This window comes from Mycobacterium sp. NGS68, assembly GCF_059812195.1.
Window position 1 is genome coordinate 211037 of record NZ_JCALCE010000007.1, and the last position, 26685, is coordinate 237721.

General features: G+C 67.9%; 28 protein-coding genes. 7 read left to right on the forward strand and 21 right to left on the reverse strand.

The window, feature by feature from the left end; genetic code table 11:
• Nucleotides 1-32: 32 nt before the first annotated feature.
• From AC5Y5V_RS10985 to AC5Y5V_RS11005, 5 genes are all read right to left on the reverse strand, one after another.
• The gene (locus AC5Y5V_RS10985; protein WP_499934230.1) at nucleotides 33-1421 is read right to left on the reverse strand and encodes a hypothetical protein; all 1389 of its coding nucleotides are present in this window, start codon (nucleotides 1419-1421) and stop codon (nucleotides 33-35) included.
• A gap of 126 nt (nucleotides 1422-1547) precedes the next feature.
• Entirely contained in the window at nucleotides 1548-2906 is a 1359-nt protein-coding gene (locus AC5Y5V_RS10990) for a hypothetical protein (protein WP_499934081.1), read from the reverse strand.
• A gap of 28 nt (nucleotides 2907-2934) precedes the next feature.
• Nucleotides 2935-4290, reverse strand: coding sequence for a WS/DGAT/MGAT family O-acyltransferase (locus AC5Y5V_RS10995; protein WP_499934085.1), 1356 nt, complete (start codon nucleotides 4288-4290; stop codon nucleotides 2935-2937).
• A gap of 48 nt (nucleotides 4291-4338) precedes the next feature.
• Nucleotides 4339-5706 (reverse strand): hypothetical protein, encoded by a 1368-nt coding sequence (locus AC5Y5V_RS11000; protein ID WP_499934089.1) that lies wholly within the window; start codon nucleotides 5704-5706, stop codon nucleotides 4339-4341.
• A 219-nt stretch (nucleotides 5707-5925) separates the two neighbouring features.
• On the reverse strand, nucleotides 5926-7383 hold the full coding sequence (locus AC5Y5V_RS11005) for a condensation domain-containing protein (RefSeq protein WP_499934092.1): 1458 nt from the start codon (nucleotides 7381-7383) through the stop codon (nucleotides 5926-5928).
• 370 nt (nucleotides 7384-7753) lie between these two features.
• Here AC5Y5V_RS11005 and AC5Y5V_RS11010 point away from each other — a divergent pair, with 370 nt between their 5' ends.
• The 4 genes from AC5Y5V_RS11010 to AC5Y5V_RS11025 are packed head-to-tail and all read left to right on the forward strand — an operon-like array spanning nucleotide 7754 to nucleotide 10045.
• Nucleotides 7754-8410, forward strand: a complete 657-nt coding sequence (locus AC5Y5V_RS11010; RefSeq protein ID WP_499934097.1) for a PE family protein — start codon at nucleotides 7754-7756, stop codon at nucleotides 8408-8410.
• Between the two features lie 46 nt (nucleotides 8411-8456).
• Nucleotides 8457-8708, forward strand: a complete 252-nt coding sequence (locus AC5Y5V_RS11015; RefSeq protein ID WP_499934101.1) for a hypothetical protein — start codon at nucleotides 8457-8459, stop codon at nucleotides 8706-8708.
• A gap of 1 nt (nucleotide 8709) precedes the next feature.
• Nucleotides 8710-9114 (forward strand): NYN domain-containing protein, encoded by a 405-nt coding sequence (locus tag AC5Y5V_RS11020; protein WP_499934104.1) that lies wholly within the window; start codon nucleotides 8710-8712, stop codon nucleotides 9112-9114.
• Nucleotides 9104-10045 carry an NAD(P)H-dependent flavin oxidoreductase gene (locus tag AC5Y5V_RS11025; protein WP_499934108.1) on the forward strand — a complete coding sequence of 314 codons (942 nt, stop codon included), beginning with the start codon at nucleotides 9104-9106 and terminating at the stop codon, nucleotides 10043-10045. Before AC5Y5V_RS11020 ends, AC5Y5V_RS11025 begins: the two co-directional genes overlap by 11 nt.
• Nucleotides 10046-10070: 25 nt before the next feature.
• Here the strand turns inward: AC5Y5V_RS11025 and AC5Y5V_RS11030 are convergent, their stop codons facing one another.
• The 15 genes from AC5Y5V_RS11030 to AC5Y5V_RS11100 form a co-directional block, all read right to left on the reverse strand.
• Nucleotides 10071-10415, reverse strand: coding sequence for a DUF732 domain-containing protein (locus AC5Y5V_RS11030; RefSeq protein WP_499934112.1), 345 nt, complete (start codon nucleotides 10413-10415; stop codon nucleotides 10071-10073).
• A gap of 16 nt (nucleotides 10416-10431) precedes the next feature.
• Nucleotides 10432-11082, reverse strand: a complete 651-nt coding sequence (locus tag AC5Y5V_RS11035; RefSeq protein ID WP_499934115.1) for a CAP domain-containing protein — start codon at nucleotides 11080-11082, stop codon at nucleotides 10432-10434.
• A gap of 22 nt (nucleotides 11083-11104) precedes the next feature.
• Nucleotides 11105-11686, reverse strand: coding sequence for a hypothetical protein (locus AC5Y5V_RS11040; RefSeq protein WP_499934118.1), 582 nt, complete (start codon nucleotides 11684-11686; stop codon nucleotides 11105-11107).
• Nucleotides 11683-12165, reverse strand: a complete 483-nt coding sequence (locus AC5Y5V_RS11045) for an Rv1363c family protein (RefSeq protein ID WP_499934121.1) — start codon at nucleotides 12163-12165, stop codon at nucleotides 11683-11685. Before AC5Y5V_RS11045 ends, AC5Y5V_RS11040 begins: the two co-directional genes overlap by 4 nt.
• Before the next feature lie 33 nt (nucleotides 12166-12198).
• Complete coding sequence (locus AC5Y5V_RS11050) at nucleotides 12199-13647, reverse strand: MCE family protein (protein WP_499934125.1); 1449 nt, start codon at nucleotides 13645-13647, stop codon at nucleotides 12199-12201.
• Nucleotides 13648-14757, reverse strand: coding sequence for a virulence factor Mce family protein (locus AC5Y5V_RS11055; protein WP_499934233.1), 1110 nt, complete (start codon nucleotides 14755-14757; stop codon nucleotides 13648-13650).
• A gap of 50 nt (nucleotides 14758-14807) precedes the next feature.
• Nucleotides 14808-16109: a virulence factor Mce family protein gene (locus AC5Y5V_RS11060; protein ID WP_499934128.1), complete on the reverse strand. Its 1302-nt coding sequence runs from the start codon at nucleotides 16107-16109 to the stop codon at nucleotides 14808-14810.
• Nucleotides 16106-17353, reverse strand: a complete 1248-nt coding sequence (locus tag AC5Y5V_RS11065) for an MCE family protein (protein WP_499934131.1) — start codon at nucleotides 17351-17353, stop codon at nucleotides 16106-16108. Before AC5Y5V_RS11065 ends, AC5Y5V_RS11060 begins: the two co-directional genes overlap by 4 nt.
• A complete protein-coding gene (locus AC5Y5V_RS11070) occupies nucleotides 17350-18375 on the reverse strand; it encodes a virulence factor Mce family protein (RefSeq protein WP_499934135.1) in 1026 nt (341 codons plus the stop codon). The genes AC5Y5V_RS11065 and AC5Y5V_RS11070 overlap by 4 nt, the downstream gene beginning before the upstream one ends.
• Before the next feature lie 33 nt (nucleotides 18376-18408).
• Nucleotides 18409-19767 (reverse strand): MCE family protein, encoded by a 1359-nt coding sequence (locus tag AC5Y5V_RS11075; protein WP_499934138.1) that lies wholly within the window; start codon nucleotides 19765-19767, stop codon nucleotides 18409-18411.
• Between the two features lies 1 nt (nucleotide 19768).
• Nucleotides 19769-20584, reverse strand: a complete 816-nt coding sequence (locus AC5Y5V_RS11080) for an ABC transporter permease (protein WP_499934142.1) — start codon at nucleotides 20582-20584, stop codon at nucleotides 19769-19771.
• Nucleotides 20585-20593: 9 nt separating this feature from the next.
• A complete protein-coding gene (locus tag AC5Y5V_RS11085; RefSeq protein WP_499934145.1) occupies nucleotides 20594-21391 on the reverse strand; it encodes an MlaE family ABC transporter permease in 798 nt (265 codons plus the stop codon).
• A gap of 247 nt (nucleotides 21392-21638) precedes the next feature.
• A complete protein-coding gene (locus AC5Y5V_RS11090) occupies nucleotides 21639-21833 on the reverse strand; it encodes a ferredoxin (protein ID WP_499934150.1) in 195 nt (64 codons plus the stop codon).
• Nucleotides 21830-22228 carry a nuclear transport factor 2 family protein gene (locus tag AC5Y5V_RS11095; protein ID WP_499934153.1) on the reverse strand — a complete coding sequence of 133 codons (399 nt, stop codon included), beginning with the start codon at nucleotides 22226-22228 and terminating at the stop codon, nucleotides 21830-21832. The genes AC5Y5V_RS11090 and AC5Y5V_RS11095 overlap by 4 nt, the downstream gene beginning before the upstream one ends.
• Nucleotides 22225-23460: a cytochrome P450 gene (locus tag AC5Y5V_RS11100; protein WP_499934155.1), complete on the reverse strand. Its 1236-nt coding sequence runs from the start codon at nucleotides 23458-23460 to the stop codon at nucleotides 22225-22227. The genes AC5Y5V_RS11095 and AC5Y5V_RS11100 overlap by 4 nt, the downstream gene beginning before the upstream one ends.
• Before the next feature lie 125 nt (nucleotides 23461-23585).
• Here AC5Y5V_RS11100 and AC5Y5V_RS11105 point away from each other — a divergent pair, with 125 nt between their 5' ends.
• The 3 genes from AC5Y5V_RS11105 (at nucleotide 23586) to AC5Y5V_RS11115 (ending at nucleotide 26532) form a co-directional block, all read left to right on the forward strand.
• Nucleotides 23586-24761: a LuxR C-terminal-related transcriptional regulator gene (locus AC5Y5V_RS11105; RefSeq protein ID WP_499934159.1), complete on the forward strand. Its 1176-nt coding sequence runs from the start codon at nucleotides 23586-23588 to the stop codon at nucleotides 24759-24761.
• A gap of 143 nt (nucleotides 24762-24904) precedes the next feature.
• A complete protein-coding gene (locus tag AC5Y5V_RS11110; RefSeq protein WP_499934163.1) occupies nucleotides 24905-25309 on the forward strand; it encodes a limonene-1,2-epoxide hydrolase family protein in 405 nt (134 codons plus the stop codon).
• 29 nt (nucleotides 25310-25338) lie between these two features.
• Nucleotides 25339-26532 carry a TetR/AcrR family transcriptional regulator gene (locus tag AC5Y5V_RS11115; RefSeq protein ID WP_499934167.1) on the forward strand — a complete coding sequence of 398 codons (1194 nt, stop codon included), beginning with the start codon at nucleotides 25339-25341 and terminating at the stop codon, nucleotides 26530-26532.
• A 24-nt stretch (nucleotides 26533-26556) separates the two neighbouring features.
• Here the strand turns inward: AC5Y5V_RS11115 and AC5Y5V_RS11120 are convergent.
• Nucleotides 26557-26685, reverse strand: a 129-nt coding sequence (locus AC5Y5V_RS11120; RefSeq protein ID WP_499934236.1) for a hypothetical protein, incomplete at its 5' end; no start/stop codon positions are given.

The following is a 26685-nucleotide window of genomic DNA, read 5'->3' on the forward strand; positions in this document are numbered from 1 at the left end:
CGGCTTAAGCGCCGATTACCTGGTTTTGCGCATTATGCTCGGAAGCCTCCGGGGCTCCGGCGCACGTGCAGGGGGGTCCGAACGGCCACCGGCTCGGCGCGCGGCCAGCCGGTGGTGGCGGGCAACGCGAAGTCGTCCAGGGTGCTCCACAGGATCCGCCGCAGCGCGTCGTTCGAGTTGGCGTTGCCGGGCTGATACGCGAGTACCGAGACGAAGACCTGCCCGCCCAGCCGTCCGGACAGCAACGCCAGCATCCCACCGGTGCGGTGCATGACGGCCCTGGTCACGCCCAGGTTGTAGCCCTTGATGGCGAAGTGGTCGGCGTCGGTGCCGTCCGCCCGGTAGACGGCCGGGTCGATCGCGCCGAGGTTGGAGGAGACGACGGTGGTCGCACCACCGGCGGCCAGCCCGACCATGCGCCGGGCCAGCCACTGCGGCATCAGTGGAGCCAAGGGCAGCAGCGCCAGCCGCTCGTCGGGAAACTCCTCGTGTCGGGTCAGCGCCCGCTTGATCGCGGCCCGGATCCCGCGCAGGTCTGTCGTCGCGGGGGCGGGGTCGACCGGGATCTCCACCGGCGCGACCGCATTCGCGCGGGTGTCTCCGGCGGTGCGCTCGTTGACGGGCATGCTCACCGTGACCCAACCGTCCGCGGTGACCCGGCCCGCGCGCCGGCCGAGCCGCGCGGCCAGTCCCGCGAGCAGGGTGTTGCTGGTCCCGCCCAGCGCGTGCGCGCGGGCGTCCCACTCGTCGGCGTCGACGAAGACCGTCGCCATCGGCAGCGAGACGCGTTCGTCGGCGCCGACGAGCGGGGTGGCGGCTGGCGCCGCCGCCGCGCCTTGCCGGGCCGCGCGCGCCGCGGCGGCCGCCGAACGCACCGCCCGCCCGATGGCGGGCAGGTCGCGCCTGGTCTGGCGGGCGTCCGCGCGCAACGCGCGCCACCGCCGGCGTGACCGGGCGGTGGGCCAGCTGATCGGGTCGTCGCGACCCGCCACCGCGTCGGCCACCGCCTCGCACAGGCCGACGCCGTCGGTGATGCAGTGCGAAGTGATCAGGCTGACTCCCGCACCGCCGTCGGTGAACGGGAGCACCGCGAGGTGCCATTCGGGTCCGCGCTCCGGATCCAGCGGGCTGTTGGCGTGTTCGGCCAGCCAGGCGTCGAACTCGGCGCGTGGTCGAGGCTGCGCGATCTTCAGGTCGGACTGCTGGCCGGCCGCGACCCAGCGATGGCGACCGAACGGCAACGGTGAGCGTTCGACCCGCCGGGATAACCGTCCCCGCCGAAGCCCACCGTGGAACCACCGCAGCCCGTCGAGGTCGACCTCGCGGTCGTAGACCCACACGCACTGCAGCACGCTGGTGACTCCGGTCGCCCGCTCGCCGAGAAAGAAGGTGTGATCGACCAGATCGACCAGGTTGTTCACGTTATTCATGTGCTTGAAGTCCTTTTCTTTTGAGACCGAACGTAAGTCGCCGTCGGTGCCGCTGTCGCGGTTGTGCGCGATAGGCGGGATTAGTGGCGATTGCGTGGTTTTCGGCATTGTGCTCAGCTACGCGGCCGCCCCGCTTGCCTGTTCGGAGCAGGGCCAGCCGATGGTGGCGGTGAGCGAGAAGTCGTCCAGCACGCTCGAAATATGTTGTAGCAGTTCGGCGTTCGAATTGGGGCCGCCCGGACGATAGGCCTGGACGGTGATGAAGAGCCGCCCGTGCATTCGCGCCGAACTCACTCCCAGCAGTCCGCCGGTCTGGTGCACCGTCGATGTGGTCAGCCCCGCGACGAGATTTCGCATCGCGAGGTAGTCCGCATCCGTGCCGTCCGGCCGGTTCACGGCCGGCGCGAGCGCGCCGACGTGGGATGATCCGCTGGTCGCCGGGCCGCCGAGGGCCAGTCCGACCATCAACCGCACCAGCCACCGCGGCAACAGCGGCGCCAGGGCCAGCAGCGCCATCCGCTCGTCGGACACTTCTTTGCGGCCGATGAGCGCTTGCTTGATCGAGGCCCGGATTGCGCGCAGGTCGGTGGTCGCGGCGACGGGGTCGACGCTGATTTCGACCGCGGTGAGGGCGTTGGCGCGGGTGTCGTCGTCGACGCGCTCGTTGACCGGCACCGCCAAGGTGGCCAGCCCCTCTGCGTTGACCCGCCCCACTCGCTGGGCCAGTCCGGCCGCTACCCCCGCGAAGAGCACATTGCTTGTGCCCCCGAGTGATTGAGCGCGGGCGTCCCATTCGGCGCCGTCGACGAAGAGCGTGGCCTTGGCCAGTGTGATCGGTTCGTCGGGTCCGACGAACCGCGCACGCACCGGGCCGGCCGGCGCAACGCTCGCACCGCGGTTGCGCCGCGCGAATCGTGCCGCGGCGACGACGGCGCGGCCCATGGCGGGGATGTCGCGCGCGGTCTGACGGGCGTCCTCGCGCAACGCTTTCCAGCGCCGGCGTGACCGGGCCGCGGGCCAGCTGATCGGGTCGTGGCGGCCGGCGGCGGCGGCCACCAGCGCCTCGCACAGCCCGATGCCGTCGGCGAGGGTGTGCGAGACCACCAGGCTCACGCCCGCGCCGCCGTCGGTGAACGGCAGCACCGCGAGGTGCCATCCGGGCCCGTGCTCGGCGTCCACCGCCATGTCGGCCTGCTCGTCGAGCCAGGCGTCGAATTCCGCACGCGGCCGGGGGCGTACGACCTCGAGGTCTGACTGATCGCTGCACGACACCCAGCGGTGCCGCCCGAACGGCAACCGCGACCGCTCGATGCGGCGGGACAACCGGCCCCGCTGCAGGTGGTGATGGAACCGGCGCAGACCGTCCATGTCGAGCGCGCGGTCATACACCCAGGCGCTCTGCATCATGTTCTTGGTGCCGGTCGCCCGCTCGCCGACAAACGCGATCTGGTCGACCAGGTCGATGACGTTGTCCATGGTCCTGTGGTCCTCTCTTTTGTTGGGGTTATGCAGCCGTTGGCACTGACATCGGGCCGGGCCAGCCGCTCGTGGCGGTGAGCGAGAAATCGCCCAGTGCGCCCGAAAGGTGCGCGCGCAGTTCGTCGTTCGAGTTGCTACGGCCCGGCTGGTACGCCAGGACCGAGACGAAGACCCGGCCCTGCGCTCTTCCGGACAGCAGCACCAGCAAGCCGCCCAGTCGATCCATCAGCGCCGTCGTCGCACCGGGTCCGAGAGACTTCATGGCGAAGTGGTCGGCGTCGGTGCCGTCGGGCCGGTGGGCGGCCGGGTCGACCGCGCCGAGGTTGGACGAGACGACGCTCGCGGCGCAGCCGGCGGAAAGGCCGACCAACCTCCTGACCAGCCACTTCGGCAGGAAGGGCGTCAACGGCAGCAGCGCCCACCGCGCGTTGGGCTCGTCGTGGGAGCGGATCAGCGCGCCCTTGATCGCGGCCCGGATCCCGCGCAGGTCGATCGTCGCGGGTTCGACGGTGAAGTCGACGTTCGTTATGGCGTTGGCGCGGGTGTCGCCGTCGGCGCGCTCGTTGACCGGCAATGTCAGAGCGACCGAGCCGTCGGCGTTGAGGCGGCCCACGCGCTGGGCGAGGCGAGCCGCCAATCCCGCGAGCAGCGAGTTGCTGGTCCCCCCGAGCGCGTGTGCCCGGGCGTCCCACTCGTCGGCGTCGACGAAGATGGTTTCGCTTGGGAGCGCGACGGTTTGGTCCGCGCCGGCGGACGGGGCGGCCGGCTGCGGCACGGACGCCGCGGCCGATCCGTCGCCACCGTCGCGGGCAAACCGCTTGGCGGCGACGGCGGCCCGGCCGATCGCCGGGAGGTCGCGCACCGTCTGGCGGGCGTCCTCGCGCAGCGCCTGCCACCGCGGGCGGGAGCCCGCCGCGGGCCAGCTGACCGGGTCGTGACGGCCGGCGGCGGCGTCGGCAACCGCCTCGCACAACCCGACACCGTCGGTGAGGCAGTGGGTGGTCACCAGGCTCACCCCCGCGCCGCCGTCGGTGAACGGCAGCACCGCGAGGTGCCATCCCGGTCCGTGCTCGGCGTCCAGGGGGATGGTGGCCTGCTCGCCGAGCCAGGCGTCGAATTCGGCTCGGGGACGAGGGGTCTCGACGATTTCGAGGTCGGACTGACCACCGGGTGAGACCCAGCGGTGCCGCCCGAAGGGCAGCGGTGAGCGTTCGATGCGACGGCTCAACCGCCCCCTCAGCAGGTGCCGGTGGAACCGGCGCAGCCCGTCGAGGTCGACGGCGCGGTCATACACCCAGACGCACTGCAACAGGCTCGTGGTTCCGGTTGCCCGCTCGCCCAGAAACATGGTCTGGTCGACCAGATCGATTACGTTGCTCATTTTCCGGGGTCCTTTCTTGTCGGGTCTTGCGGGTTTGGTGCGGCCGGGCTAGCGGTGCCTGCCCACCGGTTCCGGGCAGGGCCAACCCATGGTCGCGGTCAGCGAGAATTCGCCCAAGGCCTCCGAAAGACGTTGTTGCAGAACCTCGCTCGAGTTAGCCTCGTCGGGCTGGTATGCGGCGACGGAGATGACGACGTGCCGCTGCACGCGCCCGGAGTGCACGGACAGCATCCCGCCGAGCTCGTGCATCATCGACTTCGTCACGTCCGGGTACAGCGACCGGACGGACGCGTAGTCGGCGGCTGTACCGTCCGGCTGGTACACGGCCCACGGAGCCGCACCGAGATTGGAGACGACGACCACATTGCTTGCACCGCCGGTGGCCACGCCGACCATCCGCTTGATCAGCCGCTGCGGCACCAGGGGGACGATGGGCAGCAGTGTCTGCCGCTCGTCGGGTGTCTCGCGGCGACGGATCAGCGCCTGCTTTGTGGTGGTCCGGATCTCACGGAGGTCCGTCGTGGCCGTCACCGGATCGACGGTGATGTTGACCATCGAGACGGCATTGGCGCGGGTGTCCTCGGGGGTGCGCTCGCTGACGGGTATCGCCAGGGTGGCCGAGCCGTCGGCGGCGATGCGTCCCATCCGCCGGGCCAAGCGCGCCGACACGCCCGCGAGCAGCGAGTTGCTGGTCCCGCCGAGTGCCTGCGCGCAGACGTCCCAGTCGTGAGCGTCGACAAACGCCGTAGCCGTTGGGAGCGTGATGTATTCGTCGCCGAATGGGATGGGCACCTCCCGCCTGGCGAGGGCCTTGCCGGGGGCCTTGGCGCTGCGCCGGTTGGCCCGTTCCATCCGGGCCATGCGGCCCGCCGCCACGACTGCCCGGCGGATGGCCGGGATGTCGCGCGCGGTTTGGCGGGCGTCCTCGCGCAGGGCCTGCCAGCGGGTTCGTGACCCGGCGGCCGGCCAGCCGATTCGGTGGTCGTAGCCGCAGGCCGCCTCGGCGATCGCGACGATCCCACCGATGCCGTCGGTGATGCAGTGGCTGATCACCAGGCTCACCCCGGCGCCGCCGTCGGCGAACGGCAGCACCGCAAGGTGCCAACCGGGACCACGCTCGGCGTCCAGCGGCACGTTGGCCTGCTCGTTGAGCCAGCCATCGAAATCCTCGCGCCGCCGGGGCGCCGCGATCTCGAGCTCGTGATGATCGTGCGCCGCGACCCAGCGATGCCGGCCGAACGGCAGGCGCGAGCGCTCGATGCGGCGCGCCAACCGGCCCTGCTGGAGGTGCTGGCGGAACCGCTGCAGTCCCTCGATGTCGACCGGGCGGTTGTACACCCATACCCCCTGCGCGACCCCGGCGGCCTGGCCGAGGCGAAAGAAGGTCTGGTCGACCAGATCAAGTACGTTGCTCATTGTTCTTCCATTCCTGTTCTGTCACTTGCCGTTTGCCGACAAGCGGCACCGCGGTCTTCTGAATCGACTCTGCCGGAATGGGTTCCGGAGCCAATGGACCGAGTTTTCGGCTATTTGTTGAGATTCAACTTACGGCGCCTCTCGCGCCGAGTCGCGTTTGTGATCGATAGTCGGGGTTAGCGATGATTTCGCGGTTCTGCGCATTGTGCGCACGGCCGGCTACAACCTGATGATCGGTATGCCCTGCGTCGAATTCGCGTGATCCACAACCACATCCATCCGCTCCGGGCTGCTCTCTATGGCGAACGTGAACGCCTGCCGCAGCACCGCGATATAGCGCTGCACCGATGCCCGCGCTGTCGCGTTGTCGGGGAACGAGATCGTCACGGTGGTCTTGTCGACGTGCCGAGTAATCCAGATGTTGACCCCGCCGTGCGACAGATTGTCGCCGTAGGTACCGAAATTCGTCTGTTCGAACAACTCGGCCACAGGTATCTTGCGGACGTCGATGAACGACAGCATCAATTCCGAACGGGCGCCCAGCTCGATCCCCAGTTGGTCCGGCGTCGTCAACTCCAGGACCCGCTCAAATGGGACGCCGGCGAGGGGCTTGTTGGCGTCGAACGACTCCTGCGCCGCGCGGACCGCGTCGGGAAACGACCCGGTGCCGACCGGCACGGTGACCGGAAAAAGGCCGGCGAACCATCCGACGGTCATCAGGTCCATCGGCGTCCGCGTGTCGTGCGGAGCGAACCCGTAGTACGTGTCTGCGCCGGTCAGGTCATGCTCGGCCAGGGCCGCACACGCCAACACCCCACCGCTGAACCGGCCACCGGCCGCGTGGCAGGCGGTGTCGAAGGACTCCGTGTCCGTGGCGTCCAGCAACTCGACCGTCAGGAACTCGCCGCTCGTGCTGGCCCGGGTGTCACCGAGCGGCAGCGGGAAGCTTGGCCAGGTGCCGCCGATACCCTGCACGAAATCGATCCAGGTCTTGACCTCGGGGCACGACAGGGTCAGCTTTCCCACCCTCTCGTGCTGGCGCGCGGCATAGTCGCGATAGCTCGCGACGGGAGAAGTCGGCGTCGGCCGCGTCCCATTCGGAGCCTGCCGCAGGTAGTCGTACGCCAAGTGGATATCGAAGAAGATCACGCCCGCGGACATGCCGTCGATGTAGAGGTGATCGACACTGGCGTAGAAGGTGAAGTGGTCGGTGTGCTGGACGATGCCAAACGTGAAACCGCCCCATTCGAGCGTCGCCGGCGTGGTCGCCGTGACATGGGCGCGTATTTGTTCGACGGCCATCTGCCCAAACTCCACGGGCACCAAATCGATGACTTCGGGGTCGTCGATCCGGCGCCGGACAAATACCTCGTTCTCGAGTTCGAACCAGTCGTGGTAGCTGTCGTGCCGGCGGACGTGCGCGTTAATTGCGGCCGTCATCGCCGCAATGTCACACACGCCGGGAATGTCCCAGGCCACGATCATCAGCCGGGGTAGCTGCTTGCCCGCCGCCATGCCGTCGAAGGCGCTCCGCAGGTGCTGGGCACGCTGGAAACTTGCAGGTAGATCGCATCGGCGTGCCTCGTGAGCCGCCTCGACCGCCGAAGACGAAACCATCCAGGTGGTGACTGGGCCCTGCGGCGGGTGCCATGCGTTCAGATTTCCCAATGAAACCATTTTCTCGATCCTTGTCTCGCGGGACGGCTATTCGCGAGTGAGCGTCGCGATTGTGGGAATTGCTTGGTTTCCCGTGCCGTGCGGCGTGTTCGGTTATTCCGTGAGACCGAAGTTACGGAGCGGATTCCGCCGTGTCGCTCTTGTAAGCGATAGTCGGGGTAACCGACGATTTCGCGCTTTTGCGCATTGTGCTCACGGGTGTCGGGGGCCGTGTGGTAGGTCCGGCGCGGGTGCCTAAAACTCGGCGGGATGTCGGCGGGAGAGGGGCAACGTCGGATTTCCGTCCGTTGGTACCCGATCGGACCATTAGAATTGGCCTACCGCCCAGCGTGCTGGTGGCCGGTAACAGACACTGAGGAGCAAGACGCACATGGATTCGTTGTCACACGATTCGTCCGCTGGTGACATCGCCAACCAGATGGTCAACATCGGTACCGGCGGCCTGGAGTCCGGAGCCTCCGCGTTGGCGTCGTTGACGGGCCTGATCCCCGCCGGGAGCGAAGAGGTGTCGATACAGGCCGCGCTGGCCTTCGCCCTGCAGGGCACCCAGATGCTGGCCTCCAACACCGCGGCGCAGCAGGAGCTGATGAGCGCGGGAATGGCGCTGATGGAAATCGCCACCAACTACGCGAACGTCGACGACGATGCCGCCGGCGCCCTGGTGTTCAACGCCGCGGCATCCACCGCGCAGCAGTTCGCGGCCCGGGCGGGTGGGGCCGCAAACCTCGGTTCGCGCCTCGCGCCGACGATGCCGAGCGCGGCGGCGGCCGGCGCGCCGTTGCTGGCCAACTTCGCCGAGTCGCTCCCGACGAGCGCCGCCGGGACGGGTGGCGCCGCGGGCACGCTCGGCAGCGTCGCGAACGCCGGGTCCGCCGCGATGGGCGCCGGCACCGCCCCGCTGAGCGCGATGCAGGGCGCGCAGGGCGGATCCTCCAAGCCGGGGATGCCGACATCCCTCGTCAACGACACCGAGGAGAACGACCCCAATAGGCAAGATGGCCCGTTGCCGGGCGAGCGACGCGTCTGACGACATTATCGGCCGCCGCGTGACCAGCCCAGCCTAGGAGAGTCGTGTGACCAACCCCGACATGGGCACCATCCTGCGCAACTTGAAGGTCCCGGAGCGCATGACCGGGAGCCAGGAGCTGCGCAAGTACCTGATCAGCTATGTCGAGCGCGGTGACAGCGAGCCCGGCGCCGAGGAGCAGCACAAGCTGAACTGGCTGCTCGTCCTGTCGCACCTCGAGGTCGTCAACGCGCTCGGGGCATTGGAAGAGCAGTTGCAAGCGGGAGTGAAAAGGCGCAAACGCGGACGATGGTTCTGACTTGCGGTGGATCGTCGACGGCATGAACGTGATCGGCACGCGTCCCGACGGCTGGTGGAAGGATCGCCACCGCGCGATGGCCGTGCTGGTGGAGCGCCTCGACCGGTGGGCGGCTGACCAAGGCGCCGAAGAAGTAGACGTGACGGTGGTGTTCGAACGCCCGCCAATCAGCGCCATCCCCGCGTCGGTGGTCCGGGTGGCGCACGCCCCCAGGGCCGCGGCGAACTCCGCTGACGACGAGATCGTCCGGCTGGTTAGCGCTGACGCGCGACCGCAGGACGTCCGGGTGGTGACGTCGGACCAGGCGTTGACCGATCGGGTGCGGGCACTGGGCGCGTCGGTGCACAGGGCCGAATCCTTCCGCGAGCTGATCGAGCCACGCGGCCGGGGACGTCATGGCGACTGAGCCCGCGGCCAACCGGGTCTGCGAGCTGGCGCGGATCGACATTCCGATCGTTCAGGCGCCGATGACCTACATCGCCGGTGCCCAGCTCGCCGCGGCCGTCTCCGGCGCCGGCGCTCTGGGCATCATCGAGACCACCTCCGAGCAGGGCCGGGCCGATCTGCGGCGGGTGCGCGATCTCACCGACGGCTCCGTCGGCGCCAACATCGCGCTGCTGTTCAACCGTGACCCTGCGGTCGTGGACCTGTTGGTTGCCAACGACATTCGGTTCGTCACCACCTCGGCCGGTGACCCCGGGCTGCTCATCGACCGGCTCCACGATGCGGGCATCACGGTGTTCCACGTGGTCGGCACGCTGGCGGCGGCGCGCAAGGCCGTCGACGCGGGCGTGGACGGCCTGGTGGTGGAGGGTGTCGAGGGCGGCGGGTTCAAGAACCGCTTCGGCGCGTCGACGATGGTGCTGCTGCCGCTGGTGGCGGCCCACGTCGACGTACCGATCGTGGCGGCGGGCGGGATCTGCGACGCACGGTCGATGGCGGCCGCCTTCGTCCTGGGCGCCGAGGCGGTGCAGATGGGCACCCGGCTGCTGGCCTCGGCGGATTCGCCAGTGCACGGCAACCTCAAGCGGGCCGTCGTCGGCGCCGACGAGACCTCCACCGTGCTGCTCCCCCTCGACGGCAAGCGCATGATGCGGGTGATCCGCACGCCGGCCGCCGACCGGATCGACGCGTCGATGGCGGTACAGGAAGGCGCGGCGGCGCTGCAGCGGGTCCAGCAGCTCTACTTCGACGGCGACATGGACGCCAGCGTCGCCAACACCGGGCAGGTCGCCGGCCGCATCGACGAGATCCTGCCGGCCGCCGACATCATCACGCAGATGTGGTCCGGTTGCCGTGCGGCCTTGGCCGCCACCGCGGACCGCCTCACGTGGTAGGACCGCCGGGGACGTCCGCGTGCCGCTAGCGGGCCGCCGAATTCCGCAGCCGCCAGATCTGGTCAGGGCACAGTAGATTCACCGCATAGGAGACCAGGTAATTGGCGGCGAACTCGTCGCTGGGCGTCACCTCCGCCCGCACGTCACGCATCATTTGGGCGTAACTCACACCGGCACTGACCTTTTCGCATATCCCACGGCCATAACCCAGCGCATCGGTGGTGTCCGGAAAGTTGTAGTGCCGCCGCACGGTCACGTCGTACAGGTACTCCACCTCGGGAGCCGGCGCGCCGCGCGCCGGGACCGCCACCGAAAGCTGGACCCCAGCGACGCCGATGAGCAACGTGGCGGCCCATGCATGCGACTTCATGCCTTGTAATCCAAGGCTATTGCGGCGGCATGGCGGGCGGCGGGTAGACACCTCGCAGGACCCACGGGAGCCAGCTGACGCCGTATTCGATCTCGTCGCTGGCGTCGTAGTCCGGGCTGGGGTCGAGCGGGACGTTTTCCGCCAGCGCCACCGGCGGCGGAGGGCCGGCCGACGGCGCCTTGCGCGGCGTCGGGCGCTCGGGCTGCCCGTACACGGCCACCACGACCGAGCGATCCGGACTGTTCTCCGACCACACTCCGATCTGGGTGTTGGCGCAGTCGGACATGATGGCGAAATACGCTGGGCTGTAATACCACTGGTTGAGCACCTCGACCCCGCTGATCGAGATCGCGGGATTGGTCGCCACCGTCTCGGCGACTCGGCCGCGGAACCCTGCGGCGTTCGCCCGGTCCTGCGGCGTGGACCCGTCGGAGCCTACGTCGGCGTTGAGGTTTCGGTTGTTCAGCGCGTCAATGGTGTGCCGCTGCGCGGCCAGTTGCAGCTGCGGGTTGACCCTGACGTCGTTGCTGCAGCCGGCCTGCTGCTGGACGGTGTAGACGTTGGCGACCACGCTGTCGTTGAGCCGCTTGTTGTCGGCCTGCGCCGTGGGCATGGACAGCGCGGCGGGCACGAGGAGCAGGGTGGACACCGTCAGTCGACGAGGCATGTGGGTTCCCCTTTCCGCCGGCTCAGACCGGGTCGAACTGCGCGATGAGCCATCGCCCGTCGACCTTGTCGAGGGTGACCCGGACGCAGGACGCAGTGCTGGTCGGCGCGTCCTGACCGACGGTGATGGTCTGGTTCACGAACAACAGCACCACCGCGTGGGTGGGGGCGGCCGAAACCGACGCCGCGCCCGGCACGGTGGCCACCGCGGAGATCTGCTTCTGTTTGGCGCCGGGGATCACCACGTCGCGCGTCAGCTGCGTGTAGGCCTTCAGGAATGTGCCGGTCAGCCTGCCTCGTGCCGATTCCAGGTCCGTCTGCGCGGTGTCGGGCCGGTAGGACAACAGCGCGACGGTGCCGTCGGTCGCGGCCTGAACGGATTGCGTGCGAGCGTCTGTCCCGGCCCGGGCGGCGCAATCCTGCCATCGCATCCAGCCCGCCCCCACCGCGAGCGACAACGCCAGCGCAGGCAGCACCCCGTAGGCGATCAGCCGCGACCAGTTGACGCGGGGCGAGGGACGACCGGCCTGCTCGGTCTCCCCAGACTCGTCGGTGACGGATTCGATTGCCTCCTCGGGGCTTTCCCGCAGCGCGGCGGTGCTCATTGCACGAACCCGACGTTGGCAACCTTGACCCGATCCCCGACCCTCTGCACGTTGATCCGCATTCGCCACACCCGCGGAACGGGGTCGGCATCGCCGGCGTTGGAGGTCTGCACCGACACCGCCACCAGGGCCGCAGCGGCATCGGCGGTCTGTGACTCCAGCCCGGCTTCGGTGATCGTGCCGACCGTGGTGGCCTTGGCCTGCTGCAAAACCTCGATGAATGGCTTTGACCGCCTGGCGAAGTCGTTGTAGAACTCACCGGTCGCGCTGTCCAGGATGCGGCGCACGTCGGCGTCGGCATGCCGCCAGTCGATGGTGGTCAGGTTCAGCGCGCCCTGGCGGGCGACTTGCAGAAACTGGCTGCGCTGCTGCTGCGCCCGCTGCGTCTGGTGGGCGCGAAATCCCCACCAGCCCAGCAGGCTTGCCAGCGCCACGGCGACGACCAGCCCGAACAGCAGCGCCCTCCGCCTTTCAGACATGCCGTCCTCCATTCCTGTCGTGGCTGAGTGCCGTCAGCTTCCCGGCGGCAGCAGCATCGATTGCCATCTCTTGTCTTTCGGCCCGGCCTGGGTCAGGTCCGATCGGGTGTACTGACGACCGTCGGGCCCGATATAGGTGCCGGTGGCCGGGTCGTACGGGACCGCGGCGACGGGCGGCAACTGCGGGATGTCCCGAGCAGGTCCCGGGCCGGGCACCGTGGCGTTGGGGTCGCCCTTCCAGTTGTAGCCGTCATTGAGCGGCACGTACGCTTCGGTGCTCTCGCACAACTTCACTGTGGGCGCACGCTTGCCGGGCACCGTCTCGCACGGGATGTTACGCGCGCCACGCACATTCAGCGCCGAGTCCTGCGGCACCCGGCAGTACAGATCACCCGGCGGGCGGCCCGGGTAGTCCTCGAACGTGGGGACGCGCTGCTGCTGGGCCGGCAGGAAGCCCGTCGTGCACGGCGGCGGCAGGTTGATGTTGAGGTTGAAGCTCAGATACTGCCCCCGGTAGGACTGTTTGGTGTTCAGGTTGGCCAGGATTCCGGCCTGCTCGGCGCCGATGGCCATCGGGAACACCACCAGCAGCTGCTCGATGTCGTTCTGGTAGGTCAAGGCGACCTGGCCGACGCTGACGAGGTTGGCCAGCAGGATCGGCAACGTCGGCTGCACGCGCTCGATCAGCTGGCGGGTCTCCGCCAATGCCGGTCCGGCACGGTCGATTACGGCCCCGACGGCCGGGTCGTGCGCCTGCAGTTCCCGGGTGACCGCGGCCAGGTGCGCCGCCCACGCGGCGACCGCATCCGAGCTGCGGGTCTGCGATTCGAGCACCGGAGGCGCCCGGTCGATCAGGGCCAGCAGCGGGTCCAGATTCGTGCGGGCATCGCTCGCCAGGTTCGACGAACCTATGATCAGCCGGGACAGCTCCGGCCCGAGTCCGCCTACCGCGGTGTATGACTCGTTGACGACGGTCTGCAGGTTTTCGTGCGGGATTGCCGCCAGCGCCGTGTTCGCCGCGCCCAGCAATTCGTTGATGTCCGGCGGCACTGAGGTATTCGCGCGCGAAATGACGTCGCCATCCTTCAGCGGTGGCGAGGTGGCGTTGCGGGGCAACAGCTCGACATACGATTCGCCGATCGCCGTGTGGCTGTGTACCTCGGCCTTGAGGTCCGAGGGGATGTCGATGCCCGATTTGAGTGACAGGACCGCCACGACACCGGTTTGGGAACCGGTGCCGGAGCCGGTTTCGCTCAGCCGCACCGATTCCACGCGGCCCACCTCGAAGCCGCGGTAGGTCACGTTGCCGGTGCTGTACAGCCCGCCGGCTTCGGGCAGCTCCAGCGTCACCGTGTAGCGGCCTACGCCGAACAGCATCGCCGGCAGCTTGACGAAATGCAGGAACGTGACGGCCAGGACGCCCACGGCGATCACGGTAAAGACGGCCAGCTGGATCTTGACTCGACGCGGTAGGTGCAGCATCTAGGGCCCCTGGTCCCAGTGGTAGGCCGCCGTCAGCGGGTTGCCGGGGGTGCCGCGGTAGCCCGCCGTGCACGGGCTGGGGAATTGGCCGATGGTGCGGCCCCACTGCAGCTCCAGCTGGGTCAGGTGGCACTCCCAGCGGGTTCCGGTGAACAGTCCCTGGTCGATTCGGCTGAGCGTGAGGTCGACGATCGCGGTCAGGTTGGCATAGTCGCCGCGTTGGAAATTCTGGAACGTCTCGTTCGGGAACGGGAACGTGGCCAGCAGCGACAGCGACCGCGTCAGGGCCGGGCCGGCGTTGGCGAGCGACTCCAGCACGGGCCCCAGTTGCGCCAGTTCCTTGACCAGGTTCGCTTTGGTCCGGTTGACGGAGTCGACGGTGAGGGCGCTGAACTTGCTCAGCTGATCGGCTGCCTCGACAATCTTTTCCCGCTCGTCGTTGAGCACCGCGAGCGCGTCGGGGATGGTCGCCAGGGCGCGATCCAGAACCGGTTGCTGGGCAGCGAATTTGCCGACCAGCCGATTCAAACTCTCGGTGGCCGCGATGATGTCGGCCGACTGGTCGTTGAGGTAACCGGAGAATTTGTCGAGCTGCCCGATCAGGCTGCGCAGGTCCTGCTCACGTCCGCGGAAGGCGGTGCTCAGGGCCTCGGTGATGTCCTGAACCTGGCCCAGTCCCCCGCCGTTGAGCACCAGGGACAGCGCCGCCAGCGTCTGCTCGGTGCTCGGGTACGCACCGCCGCGGGACAGCGGAATCACCGAGCCGTCGCGCAAAGCACCCTGCGGCGCTTCGTCTTTCGGCGCGCCCAGCTCGATGTGGTAGGAGCCCAGCAGGCTGGTGGTGCCGATCCTGGCCGTCGCGTTGGCGGGCAGGCTGACGTCGCCGTTGAGGCGCATGGTCACCAGGGCATGCCAGCCCTGACGCTCGATCTTCGTCACATGGCCGACCGTCACGTCCGCGACGCGGACCCGTGAATTCGGCTGAATGTTGTTGACATCCGGCATCTGCGCGCGGACCAGATAGGAGCCCGCGCCGGTGCCCTGCGTGCCGGGCAGCGGCAGGGAATTCAAACCGCGCCAGCCGCAACCGGATACGGCGGTCAGCATCATCAGCAGGCCCGCCGCCGAGCGGGCCAGGCGCAACCGGCGCGCGGGCCGCTTCACGGGCCACCTCCCGGCGGCAGCATCATGCCGCGCAGGCCGGCTGCGGGATCGGTGGTGACCGCCGCGCTGCCGCCGGGCGCGCCCGGAAGCACCAGCGCGGGTGGCGCGTTCGTCTCCGGAGGAACGAAGTCGGGCCTTAGCCATTCCTCGCTGAAGGTGACCTCGTTGGGCCTGGCCTGTGCGCCGACGAAGAGGTTTTCGCCGATCGGTGGGTAGTTGTATTGGCGGTTCTTGATGATCGGCGCCAGGTACTGCACGCAGAGTTTCGCCGCCTGCTCTCCGCCCAACCGTGATGCGGCCTGGATCGCGCCGCAGAGGAATGCGAGTGGGTTGGCGAAATTGGCCACCGCCAGCGCGCCGGTCAGCGAACCGTTGGCGGGTTCGAAGATGTTGTTGAAGTTCTGTAGGACGGTCGGGCTGATGTGCAGCGTCTGCTTGACGTCCTCGAGGCTGTCGACCAGCACCTTGCTGACCGACGTGAGCTTGTCCGACGCCGTGCCGATCGCCTCGCGGTTCTCCGCGGCGAAGGTTTGCACGTCGGTGACGACGGCGTTGAGGTCCTCGGCCGCCTGCGCGACCTTGCCGGGGTCGTCGGCCAGCAGTGACGACACCGACGCCAGGTTGCGGTTGAGTTGTTCGAGCAGGTCCGCGCTGTCGTGCAGCGCCGTGACCAGTGTCGACAGATTCTTCACGGTGGCGAAGATGTCCTTGCTGTGATCACCGAGTGCTGAAACCGCCTGGGACAGTTTGATGATCGTGTCGCGGATGGTGGCGCCCTGCCCGCGCAGGTTGTCGGCGGCGGTGTTGACCAGCGCGCCCAGCGTGCTGACGCCGCCGGGCTGGGAGGGCCGCAGCAGCTCGGTCAGCCGCTGCAACTGCGCCCGCAAGTCGTCCCACTCGACCGGCACGACGGTGCGGTCCTGGCCGATCACCGCGCCGGCGGCCATGGTGGGCCCGGTGGTGTACGGCGGCGTCAGCTGGATCGCCCGACCCGTCACCAGTTGCGGCGACAGGATCGCCGCGTTGGCGTCGGCGGGAACCTTGTATCTGGTGTCGAACCAGAACGAGATCTTGGACCGCAGCGGTTGCGGTTCGATCTTGAGGATCTTGCCCACCGGGACGCCCCGGATGCGCACGTCGTCGCCGGCGAACACGCCGTTGCTGTTGTCGAAGTAGGCGACGACGACCGTGCGGCCGGTCTCGCCGGTCGTTCGCATCGCGACGATCACGCCCGCGACGAGCACCAGGATCAGGGCGGTCGCCAGCACGGAGCGGACTCTTTGCAGCCTCTGGGTCACCGCTGACCTCCCGGCTGCTGTGCGGGTGGCGGCGGCGCGGGTGGGCCGGGCGGCGGGCCACCGGGCGGCGGGGCCGGCGGCCCCGGCCGGAACGGATAGCGGGGGTCGCCGGGGTTGCCGGTGATCGCGTCGGGCAGGTTCAACCGCGGCGGGCCGCCCTGGCCCGTCCGCGGGTAGGGCATCGGCAGCGGCGGCGTCGCGGGCTGGCCCGTCTGTGGGTCGGTCAGCAGCGACGGCGGCAACGTGGCCGGGTCCAGACCGAGGTCGGAGAATGCGGCCCCGATGAACGGCTGAACGAACTGTCCCGGCAGCAGATTCACGACATAGGCCTTGAAGAACGGGCCCGACGACAGCGACTCGCCCAACGACATGACGTAGCTGTTGATCAGCGGGATGGCCTGCTGCACGCGTTCCTTGCGCTTTTCCACGATGGCCAGCACGCCGTTGAGCTTGTCCAACGCCGGCCGGAGCTGCTGTCGGTTCTCGGCGATGAAGCCCTGCAACTGCCGGGACACCGCCGAGATGTTCGTCCAGATCTGTTGCAGTGCGGCGCTTTGCGTTCTCAGCTGTGCCAGGACCGCATTGGTGTCGCGCACCAGGCCGACGATCTGGTCGGTGCGCTTAGCCAGCACGCCCGTCGCCTTGGCCGCGTTGTCGAGCAGGCCGCGCAGCTGGGCGTCACGGTCGTCGAGCGTCTGCGCGAGGCGGGCGACGCCCTTCATCGCGTTCCTGAAATCGGCGGGGGTGTCGGCGAAGGTGTGCGCCAGGGTGTCCAGCGATTCGGACAGCCGGTCGGTTTTCAAGCCGCTGATCGTGGTGGCCAGGTCGCCGAGCGCGTCGGGCAGCTGGTAGGGCGACATCGTCCGCTCGATCGGGATGGGACCGTCCAGGCGCCCGTCGCCTCGGGGTAGGACGTCGAGGAACTTGCTGCCCAGCAGGCCCTTGGTCTTGATCGCCACCTCGGTGCGGTTGCCGAGCCGAATATTGGTGTCCACTCTGAATTTGACCAGCACGCCGGGGCCGTCGAGCTCGATGCTGGACACCTTTCCCACCGGGTAGCCGGAGACCTCGACGGTGTTGTCGGTCTTCAGTCCGCCGGCGTCGGCGAAATACGCGGAGACCGTCTTACCGTGGTCGAAAAACGGCAGCTCTTGGTAGTGCAGTGAGGCCAGCACGGCCCCGGTGACCGCCACGATGCCGACGGCGCCGACGACGAGCCGGTTGCGTTCGGCGAATGTCTTCATTTCGGCGCACACCGCCCGGAGGCCTGACCGGCCAGCTTGATGTACACGGGCTGGCCGCCCTTGCCGTTGACCTTCAACACCACATCGCACAGGTAGAAGGCGAAGAAGTCGCCGTACATCCCCTGGCGGACCAGGGCCTGGTACTTGTCGGGCAGCGTGTTGAGCAGGTTGTCGAGGTAGTCGTGGTCGGCCAGCGCGATGCCCGCGACCCGATCGGTCTCGCGGACGACCTTCGCCAGCGGCGGCCGGGCCTGCGACAGCAGGTCGGTGATCGAACCGGCGGCGGCGTTCGTGTACGCGACGGCGTTGGAGATGTCGGTCTTGCGTTCCGCAAGCCCGCGAACCAGCTGCGACAGTGACGTCACCGCCTTGTCCAGCCGATCGCTTTGACCCCCAAGCGAACCCAACACCACATTGAGGTTGTCGACCACCTGCCCGATGAGTTGATCGCGGTCCGCGAGCGTGTTGGTGAGGGCCGCGGCCTGTTCCAGAAAGGACGCGATCGTGGGGCCCTGACCCTGAAACGCTTGCAGCAGTTGCTCGCTAAGCGCGTTGACTTGGTCGGGGTGCAGCGCACGAAACAGCGGCTTGAACCCGCCGATCAGCGCATCGAGGTCCAGCGCCGGTTTGGTGCGGGACAGCGGAATCGTCTGGCCCGGGCCGAGTATCTTGACGCCGGCGCCTTCCACCAGCGCCAGGTAGCGGTCGCCGAACAGGTTGTCGTAGCGGATCACCGCCTGGGTGCCCTCGGTGAGGGTCACCGATTCGTCGGCGGTGAACTCGACCCGCACGGTCGCATCCGGGTTGACGGAGATCTTCTTGACCTTGCCGACCTCGACACCGGCGATCCGGACCAGTTTGCCTTCCCGCAGATTCGACACGTTGGTGAATTCGGCGTAGTACGTGCGACCGTCGCCGAACCGCACCTCACCGAAGACGCCGACCAGCAGGAACGCGGTCAGCAGGCAGACCGTCAGGAAGATACCCAGACGCACCACAACGCCTTTCAGGTCCTCCCGCATGGTTCCTCTCCTCGTGACTGGTGTCCTGGCGAATCACGGTGCCGGTGGCCCGGATTGGTTCGGGGGCGGCGGCGCCGGAGGGACGCCCGGCCACAGCGGCACCCCGCCGGGTCCGTAAAGCGCTGCCCCGTAGGGCGGTCCGCCCGGGTCGGGCCCGACGGCCGGCCCGGGGATGCATTGACGGATCGAGGGCGGCTTGGGTTCGGCGCGCGTTATCGGCAGATAATCGGCCCAGCATGGGTGCCCGAGGCCGGGGTTGGGCCTGATGTCGAGCCCGGTCCCCCAACCCGTGTTCGTGACGAGCTCGCGCACCGGAAAGTTCTTGGTGGCGTCCGGAAGTGACCCGCAACCCGGCTTCCCGCCGGGTCCACCCTTGGCCGCGACCAACGGCAGGTTGTCCGGAAACGCGTACGGGTCGTTGCCCAACAGCAGGGCGACATCGAGTTGCAGCGTCCGGCCGTCGGCGCCGCCCCACGCCGAATAGCCGCCGTTGTCGAGATACCACTTGACGCCCTGCAGAAAGCAGGTGTACTCGGGACTGTATTTGTTCAACAGCCGGGTGGTCGGCTCGAGGATGTTGACCGCTGCTACGACGTTGTCCCTGCTGGGGCCTAGCAGGTTGATTCCGGCCTTGGACAGTCCGACCACGTTGAGTAACAGGGCATCCAGCGCCTTCGCATGCTCCACCACCGTGCCGCTGGTGGTGCTGGCGGCGTCCAGGATCCGCACGATGTCCGCGGCGGCCGCGTGGTAGGTGTCACCGAAGTCCTTGAGCGCATGCCAATCCCGTCGCAGGGTGCCGCTGCGGGCGTTGAGCGCCGAGAGCACCTGGTTGAGGTCGGTGGTCGCCTGGCCGATGCGCCCGCCCTGCCCGCGCACGCCGTCGGCCAGCGCGGTCAACACCGCGTTCAGCTTGAGCGGATCGACCATGTTGAGCAGGTCGACGACGTTCTCGAAGACCGTGTTGATTTCGGTGCTGACGTTCTTCGAGTGCAGCACCGCGCCGGCGGATAGCCTTGCGCGACTTGGATCCTGGGGTAGCTCCAGATCGACGAACTTGGCGCCGAACGCGGTGGTGGCACTGATCCGCGCCTCGACATTGGCAGGGATGTAGCGGACCTGGTCGGGGTCGATCTCCAGGGTGAGCCTGCTGGCATTTCGGTCCTGGCCGATCGCGCTGACCCGGCCGACCTGGACGCCGCGCAGCATGACCTTCGCCCCGGTGTCCATCACCAGCCCGGAGCGGTCGGCGGTCAGTGTCACCGGCACATACGACCGGAAGGTGCCATTGAAGGACACCGCCGTCACCAGCAGCACCACGCCGATCGCCGCGAACAGGATCGCCGTCCACCACGCGTCGTGCAGACGATGTCCACCAGGCCCGCGGCTCACGCTAGCTCGCTAGGTGAAAGTCGGGTGACTGGCCGTAGATCGCCAGCGTCATGATCACGATGGCGATCGACGCGACGACCATCGACGCGCGCACGGCCCGCCCGACGGCCTCGCCCACCCCGGCCGGCCCGCCGTGTGCGGCGTATCCGTAGTAGGTGCACACCAGCATGATCATCAGCGCGACGATGACCACTTCGAGGGAGGACCACAGCACGTCGCTGGGGCGCAGGAACGTGTTGAAGTAGTGGTCGTAGACGCCGGAGCCCTGTCCGTAGACGGCCGTCGTGCCGATGCGGGCGGCCAGATAGGCGGTCATGAGCCCCACGCAGAACAGCGGGACGGCCACCACCACTCCGGCCACTACGCGGGTGCTCGCCAGGTAGCTGACGCTGTGGATGCCGATCACCTCGAGCGCGTCGATTTCCTCGTTGATCCGCATCGCCCCCAACTGGGCGGTGGCGCCGGCGCCGACGGTGGCCGCCAGCGCGACCATCACTGTGCCGGGCTGAATTTCGCGGGTGTTGAAGAAGGCGGACGCGAAGCCGGTCAGGGCCTCCACGCCCACCGAGGCGAACTGGTTGTAGCCCTGCACCGCCACGATTGCGCCGGTGGTCATCGCCAGGAATCCGACGATCACCACCGTCCCGCCGATGACTGCGAGCGTCCCGACGCCCAAACCCATCTGCGCGATAACCCGCAGCAGCTCGCCGCGGTAGTGCATGAGGGCGTCGGGAATGCCAGCCAGCGTGACGGCATAGAACCGCATCTGCGATCCCATTCGATTCCATTCGGCAGCAATGGTTTTCGTCACGGTCATCGGATCACCTCACGACACCATCAGAGGCATGCCGACGGCGGTGACGATGATGTTGATGACGAACAGCACGATGAAGGCGAACACCACGGTCTCGTTGACCGCCCGTCCGACGCCGGCCGGGCCGCCGCCGACCGACATGCCCTTGTAGCAGGCGATCAGTCCCGCCATCAGGCCGAACAGCGTCGCCTTGATCATCGAGATGACGACGTCGATGGTGTGAGTGAGCGTGGTCAGACCTGTCACCCACGCGCCCGCCGACACATGCATGAGGAATACCGAGCAGAAGAACGCACCTATCAGACCCGTCGCGGTGACCACCGAACTCAGCGCCAGCGAGACCGTCGTAGCCGCCAGCACGCGCGGAACCGCCAGCGCCTGAATAGGGTTGATGCCCATCACCCGCAACGCGTCGAGCTCTTCGCGGATGGTGCGCGCACCCAGGTCAGCGCACATAGCGGTGGAGCCCGCGCCCGCGACCACCAGGACCGTGACGATCGGCGCGCTCTGGTCCACCGTGAAGATCGCGCAACCGGTCCCGGAGAAGTCCGCGGCACCGATGTCGGTCAGTAAGACGTTGAAGAGGAAACCCGAAATCACCGCCCACGGGATCGTCATCAAGATCCCCGGCAGCGTGGACACCCGCGCCACGAACCAGCACTGCGACAGGTACTCCCGCCACGCGAACGGTGGCCGGAACATCGCCACGAACGTGTCCAGTGACATCGCGAAGAAGTCACCCAGCGCGCGCACCGGCTTGGTGGCCGGTCCGAATGCCGGAATCGTTGCCCGGTTGAGCGTGATCACCATGACGCCGCACACCGCGCGGATTCGATGCTGTGTCGTCGGGTGGAGATGCTCACGCTGCCCCCCGGGACGGGTCGAAGTGGACGAGTGACATCCGCGAGGGTACGCGGAACGTGGCCATCATGTCCATAGGTGATACGTCGTTTGGTCGACTGAATTCCGCTAAAAAAGCAAGCAAATTCGCACTTATATGTAATGATGTATCTTGCCAGTACCGCTCGGACGGTTGATCTCCGTCGACGTCCGAGCGTCACTCGCCCACCAGCCGCAGCGCCCCGGACGGACACAGTTGGACCGCGTTGCGCACTCTGCGCTGCACACCGGCCGACACCTCAGCCGAGGGGATCAACACGATGCCCTCGGCGTCCTGGTCGAAGAACTGGTCGGCCGTCATCACGCACATGCCCGCGGCGATGCAGAGCTCGCGGTCGGCGACAACCTTCACGTGAATGCCTGCAGGGTGAGGGCCGAATTCATGAAGTCGCGGAAGTGCAGCCAGCGGCCCTCGCGCAGCGTGATGATGTGCGCGAACTCCGATTCCCATTCGTGCCCGGTGGCAAGCCTGCGGAAGCGCTGCCGGCCCCAAGTGGCCAGATCGTCGCCCTCGGCGATGAACTTCCAAGCCTCCATCTCGACGATCTCGATCGACTCCCCCACCTTCGCGAAGAACGCCGCGGCTTCGGTGATGCCGCGGTAATCCCCTGCGTAGGGGATCTTTTCGGTCCCGTAGTAGGTGATGCGGACGTCGGGATCGAGATGCGCGAGCGCGGCGTGCAGGTCCCCTGCGGGCACCGCCGCGTAAATGGCTTTGGTGGCTTGGATATTGCGTGTCGCATTCATGAAAGACGCAGCGGCAGTCGGACATAGGCGTGGGTGAGCAGGCTGGCGGTCTGCTTGGTGCCGGGGTCGTCGGTCAGCGCGATCGTCGGGTAACGGTCGAGGACAGCGCCCAGCACCGCCATGACCTCCAGCCGCGCCAGCGACGCGCCGAGGCAGAAGTGCAGGCCGTGACCCAGCGAGAGCTGCTGGCGAAGGTTGGGCCGGTCGATGTCGAGACGTCCCGGGTCGGGGAACACCGCGGGATCGCGGTTGGCCGAGCCGAAGAACAGGGCGACCCAATCCCCCTTGCGGATTAGCTTGCCGTCGATCTCGACATCGCGGGTGGCGATGCGAAACAGGCGTTGCGGAGGCCCGTCGGCTCGAAGTGTCTCCTCGACAAAGAGATTCAGCAACGTTCGATCGGCCCGGACGCGCGCCTGGACTTCGGGCTCGCGGGCCAGCGCGTGCAGCAGGTTGCCGATCAGGAAGGTCGTCGTCTCGCTGCCCGCGACCACGAGGGTCACGCAGAACCGGACGATTTCCTCCGGCGTCAGTCGCTGACCGTCCACCTCGGCGCGCAGCAGTGCCGAGATCAGGTCCTCCGCATCGTCCACGTCCTCGGTGGTCGGGCGTTCGGCCAGTCGCGCGGTGTGCTCGGCGAGGCGGGTGGCGAACGTCGTCACCATCTCCTCGTTGCTGGCGATGCGCTCTTCCGGGGTCAGCGACGACGACAACATGAACGCGTTGGCCCACCGCCGAAACCGGACGTGGTCGCCGTCGGGCAGGCCCAGCAGGCGGACCATGGCCCGGGTGGGAACCTCGGCGGCGAACTCCATCACCTCGACGTCGCCGGCACCCAGGTCGTCGAGCAGTCGCGGCACGAGTTCGTTCAGCCAGCCCTCGAGCCGCTTGACGCGGCGTGGCGAAAACGCCTGGCTGACCAGCTTGCGCTCCACTTCATGCTTGGGCGGATCGGTGTTGACCAGCATTAGGCTCGGCGCCGACGAGGCCTCCTGCAGCGGATCGCGCGACGAGAACGTCGTGCTGTCCCTGGCCGCCTCGAAGACCTGGTGGTAGCGGAACAACGCCCACGCCGTGACGGGCTCGTCGGCGCCGGGAACGGTCCCGGGCGGCCAATCCCGGTAGCCCGCGACGGGTGAGAGCGCCCTGAGTTCGTCGTAGAGCGGGTACGGGTTGGCGATGCCCTGCGGTGTGGTGAGCAATTCGAGGGCCGAAACGGTGGTCGCTGACATGTCGACCAGCCTTCGGCAAGCCGGCGCGCGAATCGATCCCCCGTTGGGGAGGACTCCTGCCCCCGTAGGAGAGGAATTTTCGGTTTGGGCCGCACCGCGTGGCTTCCGGGAGGACAGTGAGCACCGTGGTTGTAGTCAACGTTGACGAACAGTGCACGCTGGCCGACGGTGATCACCCGGGCTGGGCGTCCAGTCCCGCCTGCGAGACCGACGCCGCGCGCCGCTACCGGGACGCGTTCCGCGACTGCGGGGTGGACGCGGGCGATGATCCGCTCGCGGTGGTGGCCGAGGCGATCGACGCCAAGGCGAGCGTGGTGCGCAACGCGTTGGAGTTGCGCGGCGGCGAGGGGGCCCTGAACGCGCTGGATGCGCTGCTGGACCTGTGCTCGCTGGAACGGGAGTTGATCGAAGACGGCGCCAAACGACGCACGTCCGCGTTGCTGGCCGTGCAGGAGGGACTCAGTAAGCTGCGCGCCGTCGACGACGTCGCCACGATCGTCGACCGTGCGCCGCGCGAGATGGTGGAATCGTGTGGTTTCGACCGCGCCGTGCTCTTTCGCGTGCACGAGGGCCGAATGGTCATGGAATCGGCGTATTTCGGGGAGGACACCAGCGGGGCGGAGAAGATGGTCGCGTTCGCCCAGTCGGTGGCGCCGCTGCTGGACCACATGCTGATCGAGACTCAGATGATCCGCCGCCATGCGCCCGCGATCGTGCGTGATGCCCGCAACGACCCGCGGGTCAACCGGCCGATCATCGATTTCTCGCTGACGCACTCCTACGTCGCGGCACCGATCATGCCCACGGGCAAGGTGATCGGGTTCCTGCACGCCGACCGGTTGTATTCCGGGCGCGTCGTCGACGAGATCGACCGCGACACCGTGTGGGCGTTCGCCGAGGGCTTCGGCTACGCCTACGAGCGCACGGTCCTGCTGGAGCGGATGCGTCGCCAGCACACGGAGGTGCTGCGTGCGCTGGCGTCCGCGGACCAGGCCGCCCGGGCGCTGCAGGACGCCGACCTGGACCTGCGCAAGATCGAGCCGGTCGAACGTGGCCCCGCCGCAAGGTCTTTGGCGGAGGTGCAGACCCGGGTGATGACGATTCTGACGCGCCGCGAGGTCGAGGTCCTTCGGCTGATGGCGGCCGGCCGCACCAATCAGCAGATTGCCGACGAGTTGGTGATCTCGGCGGGCACGGTCAAGTCCCACGTCAAGAGGGTGCTGCGCAAGCTGAACGCGACCAATCGCGCGGAGGCTGCCTCGGCATACGTGCGGCTGGCCAGCCTTCCCGAAATGGGTTGACGCAGCCGCTTTTACCAGCTTATGTCTATCGACGATACGCGTTGGTCTCAGTATTCCTCGCATCAAATGTGTTAGTAATGGCGTATATACGGCTGATGATGTACTTTTGTAGTTCGGTACTGATGAGCTGAGGAGCTGTTCGCATGACCGATACGAAGACCGATACCAAGGAAGCCAGCGAGAAGCTCGTCCGCGACTTTCTGGGGTCGTGGGAAGCGCGCAGCCTCGAAACCATCTGCAGCGGTTTCGCCGACGACGCGGTCTACCACAACGTGCCGGTGCGCCCGATCGAGGGCATCGCGGGGATCCGGGCGACCTTCCAGGCGTTCCTGGACGCGTTCTCCGAAGCCAAGCTCGACGTCGTCGCGCTGGCCGCCGGGCCTGGGCTGGTGCTCGCCGAGCGCATCGACTACTTCACCTTGAACGACGGCCGCAAGGTCGTGCTGCCGGTCACGGGCGTGTTCGAGGTGAAGAACGGCAAGATCAGCCGGTTCAGCGACTACTTCGACCTCGCCGATTTCGAGCGCCAGAGTGGGATGAAGCTCTAGGCGCCACGCGTCTGGCAGGATTCATGTCGATGGAGACCGTCGTTCAGCCCGTCAAGCGCCGGCCAAAGGACCGCAAGCAGCAGATCCTCGAGCAGGCCGTCAGGCTGTTCATCGAGCGTGGATTCCATTCGGTCAAACTGGAAGACATCGCCGATGCGGCCGGAGTCACCGCGCGGGCGCTCTATCGGCACTACGACAACAAGCAGGCGTTGCTCGCCGAGGCGATCCGGGCGGGCCAGGATCAGTACCAGAGCGCGCGCAACCTGACCGACGGCCGGGCGGAGCCGACACCGCGGCCGCTGAACGTCGAACTGCCAGACCTGATCGCCGCGGCCGTCGAATCCCGTTCCCTGATGGTCTTGTGGCAGCGCGAGGCCCGCTACCTCAACGACGACGACCGTGCCGAGGTGCGGCGCCGCATCAACGCGATCGTCGCCGGCATCCGCGAAAACGTGCTGCTGGAGGTGCCCGGCCTGAGCCCGCCGCACGCGGAGCTGCGGGCGTGGGCGGTGTCCAGCACGCTGACCGGTCTGGGCGGACACAACCTGACCCTGCCCGCCGAAGAGCTCAAGCAATGCCTCTCGCAGGCATCCATGGCCGCGGCGCGCACTCCTCCCGTCTCCGAGTTGCGGCCATCCGACCCGGAACGCCACCGCGGCGACGTTCTTTTCTCGCGCTACGAAACCCTGCTGGCCACCGGTGCGCGGCTGTTCCGCGCGCAGGGCTATCCCGCCGTCAGCACCAGCGAGATCGGCAAGGGTGCGGGCATCGCGGGACCCGGCCTGTACCGGTCATTCTCGTCGAAGCAGGCGATCCTGGACGCGCTCATCCGCCGCCTCGACGAGTGGCGCGGCCTGGAAGCCATCCGCGCGCTGCGCGCGAATTCCGAACCGGCGCAACGGTTGCGCAGCCTTGTCGAAGGTCACGTGCGGATCAGTCTCGAGGCGCCCGACCTGGTGGCGGTGTGCGTTACCGAACTGTCGCACGCGTCCGCCGAGGTGCGCGACGGCTACCTGCGAAACAAGGCCGACCGCGAGGGGGCCTGGATCGAACTGATCAGCCGGCTGGTGCCGAAGACGACGGCCACCGAGGCGCGCCTGCTCGTCGCCGCGGCGATCACGCTCATCGAAGACGTCGCTCGCACATGGCATCTCACACGCTACGTCGGGGTGGACGACGAAATCACCGAACTCGCGCTGGCGATTCTGACCAGCGGGGCCTGACCAGATTTGAATGCTATCCCGGCGTCAACCGGGCTCGTCGTCTTCGTGTGGTGCGGTGAGCTTTTCGGGGTGGTGGAAGGTGTTGGTGCGGGGTTGGCCGTGGTCGAGGTGGGCTGGGGGGATCCATTCGGTGTCGCCGTGGGTGTTTTTTCT

What these genes read in the sequence shown, in the direction of transcription:
- AC5Y5V_RS10990 (WP_499934081.1), bottom strand. Translation starts at nt 2,906, where the DNA reads ATGGACAACGTCATCGACCTGGTCGACCAGATCGCGTTTGTCGGCGAG.
- AC5Y5V_RS10995 (WP_499934085.1), bottom strand. Translation starts at nt 4,290, where the DNA reads ATGAGCAACGTAATCGATCTGGTCGACCAGACCATGTTTCTGGGCGAG.
- AC5Y5V_RS11000 (WP_499934089.1), bottom strand. Translation starts at nt 5,706, where the DNA reads ATGAGCAACGTACTTGATCTGGTCGACCAGACCTTCTTTCGCCTCGGC.
- AC5Y5V_RS11005 (WP_499934092.1), bottom strand. Translation starts at nt 7,383, where the DNA reads ATGGTTTCATTGGGAAATCTGAACGCATGGCACCCGCCGCAGGGCCCA.
- AC5Y5V_RS11010 (WP_499934097.1), top strand. Translation starts at nt 7,754, where the DNA reads ATGGATTCGTTGTCACACGATTCGTCCGCTGGTGACATCGCCAACCAG.
- AC5Y5V_RS11025 (WP_499934108.1), top strand. Translation starts at nt 9,104, where the DNA reads ATGGCGACTGAGCCCGCGGCCAACCGGGTCTGCGAGCTGGCGCGGATC.
- AC5Y5V_RS11030 (WP_499934112.1), bottom strand. Translation starts at nt 10,415, where the DNA reads ATGAAGTCGCATGCATGGGCCGCCACGTTGCTCATCGGCGTCGCTGGG.
- AC5Y5V_RS11035 (WP_499934115.1), bottom strand. Translation starts at nt 11,082, where the DNA reads ATGCCTCGTCGACTGACGGTGTCCACCCTGCTCCTCGTGCCCGCCGCG.
- AC5Y5V_RS11040 (WP_499934118.1), bottom strand. Translation starts at nt 11,686, where the DNA reads ATGAGCACCGCCGCGCTGCGGGAAAGCCCCGAGGAGGCAATCGAATCC.
- AC5Y5V_RS11045 (WP_499934121.1), bottom strand. Translation starts at nt 12,165, where the DNA reads ATGTCTGAAAGGCGGAGGGCGCTGCTGTTCGGGCTGGTCGTCGCCGTG.
- AC5Y5V_RS11050 (WP_499934125.1), bottom strand. Translation starts at nt 13,647, where the DNA reads ATGCTGCACCTACCGCGTCGAGTCAAGATCCAGCTGGCCGTCTTTACC.
- AC5Y5V_RS11055 (WP_499934233.1), bottom strand. Translation starts at nt 14,757, where the DNA reads ATGATGCTGACCGCCGTATCCGGTTGCGGCTGGCGCGGTTTGAATTCC.
- AC5Y5V_RS11065 (WP_499934131.1), bottom strand. Translation starts at nt 17,353, where the DNA reads ATGAAGACATTCGCCGAACGCAACCGGCTCGTCGTCGGCGCCGTCGGC.
- AC5Y5V_RS11070 (WP_499934135.1), bottom strand. Translation starts at nt 18,375, where the DNA reads ATGCGGGAGGACCTGAAAGGCGTTGTGGTGCGTCTGGGTATCTTCCTG.
- AC5Y5V_RS11080 (WP_499934142.1), bottom strand. Translation starts at nt 20,584, where the DNA reads ATGACCGTGACGAAAACCATTGCTGCCGAATGGAATCGAATGGGATCG.
- AC5Y5V_RS11085 (WP_499934145.1), bottom strand. Translation starts at nt 21,391, where the DNA reads ATGGTGATCACGCTCAACCGGGCAACGATTCCGGCATTCGGACCGGCC.
- AC5Y5V_RS11095 (WP_499934153.1), bottom strand. Translation starts at nt 22,228, where the DNA reads ATGAATGCGACACGCAATATCCAAGCCACCAAAGCCATTTACGCGGCG.
- AC5Y5V_RS11100 (WP_499934155.1), bottom strand. Translation starts at nt 23,460, where the DNA reads ATGTCAGCGACCACCGTTTCGGCCCTCGAATTGCTCACCACACCGCAG.
- AC5Y5V_RS11110 (WP_499934163.1), top strand. Translation starts at nt 24,905, where the DNA reads ATGACCGATACGAAGACCGATACCAAGGAAGCCAGCGAGAAGCTCGTC.
- AC5Y5V_RS11115 (WP_499934167.1), top strand. Translation starts at nt 25,339, where the DNA reads ATGGAGACCGTCGTTCAGCCCGTCAAGCGCCGGCCAAAGGACCGCAAG.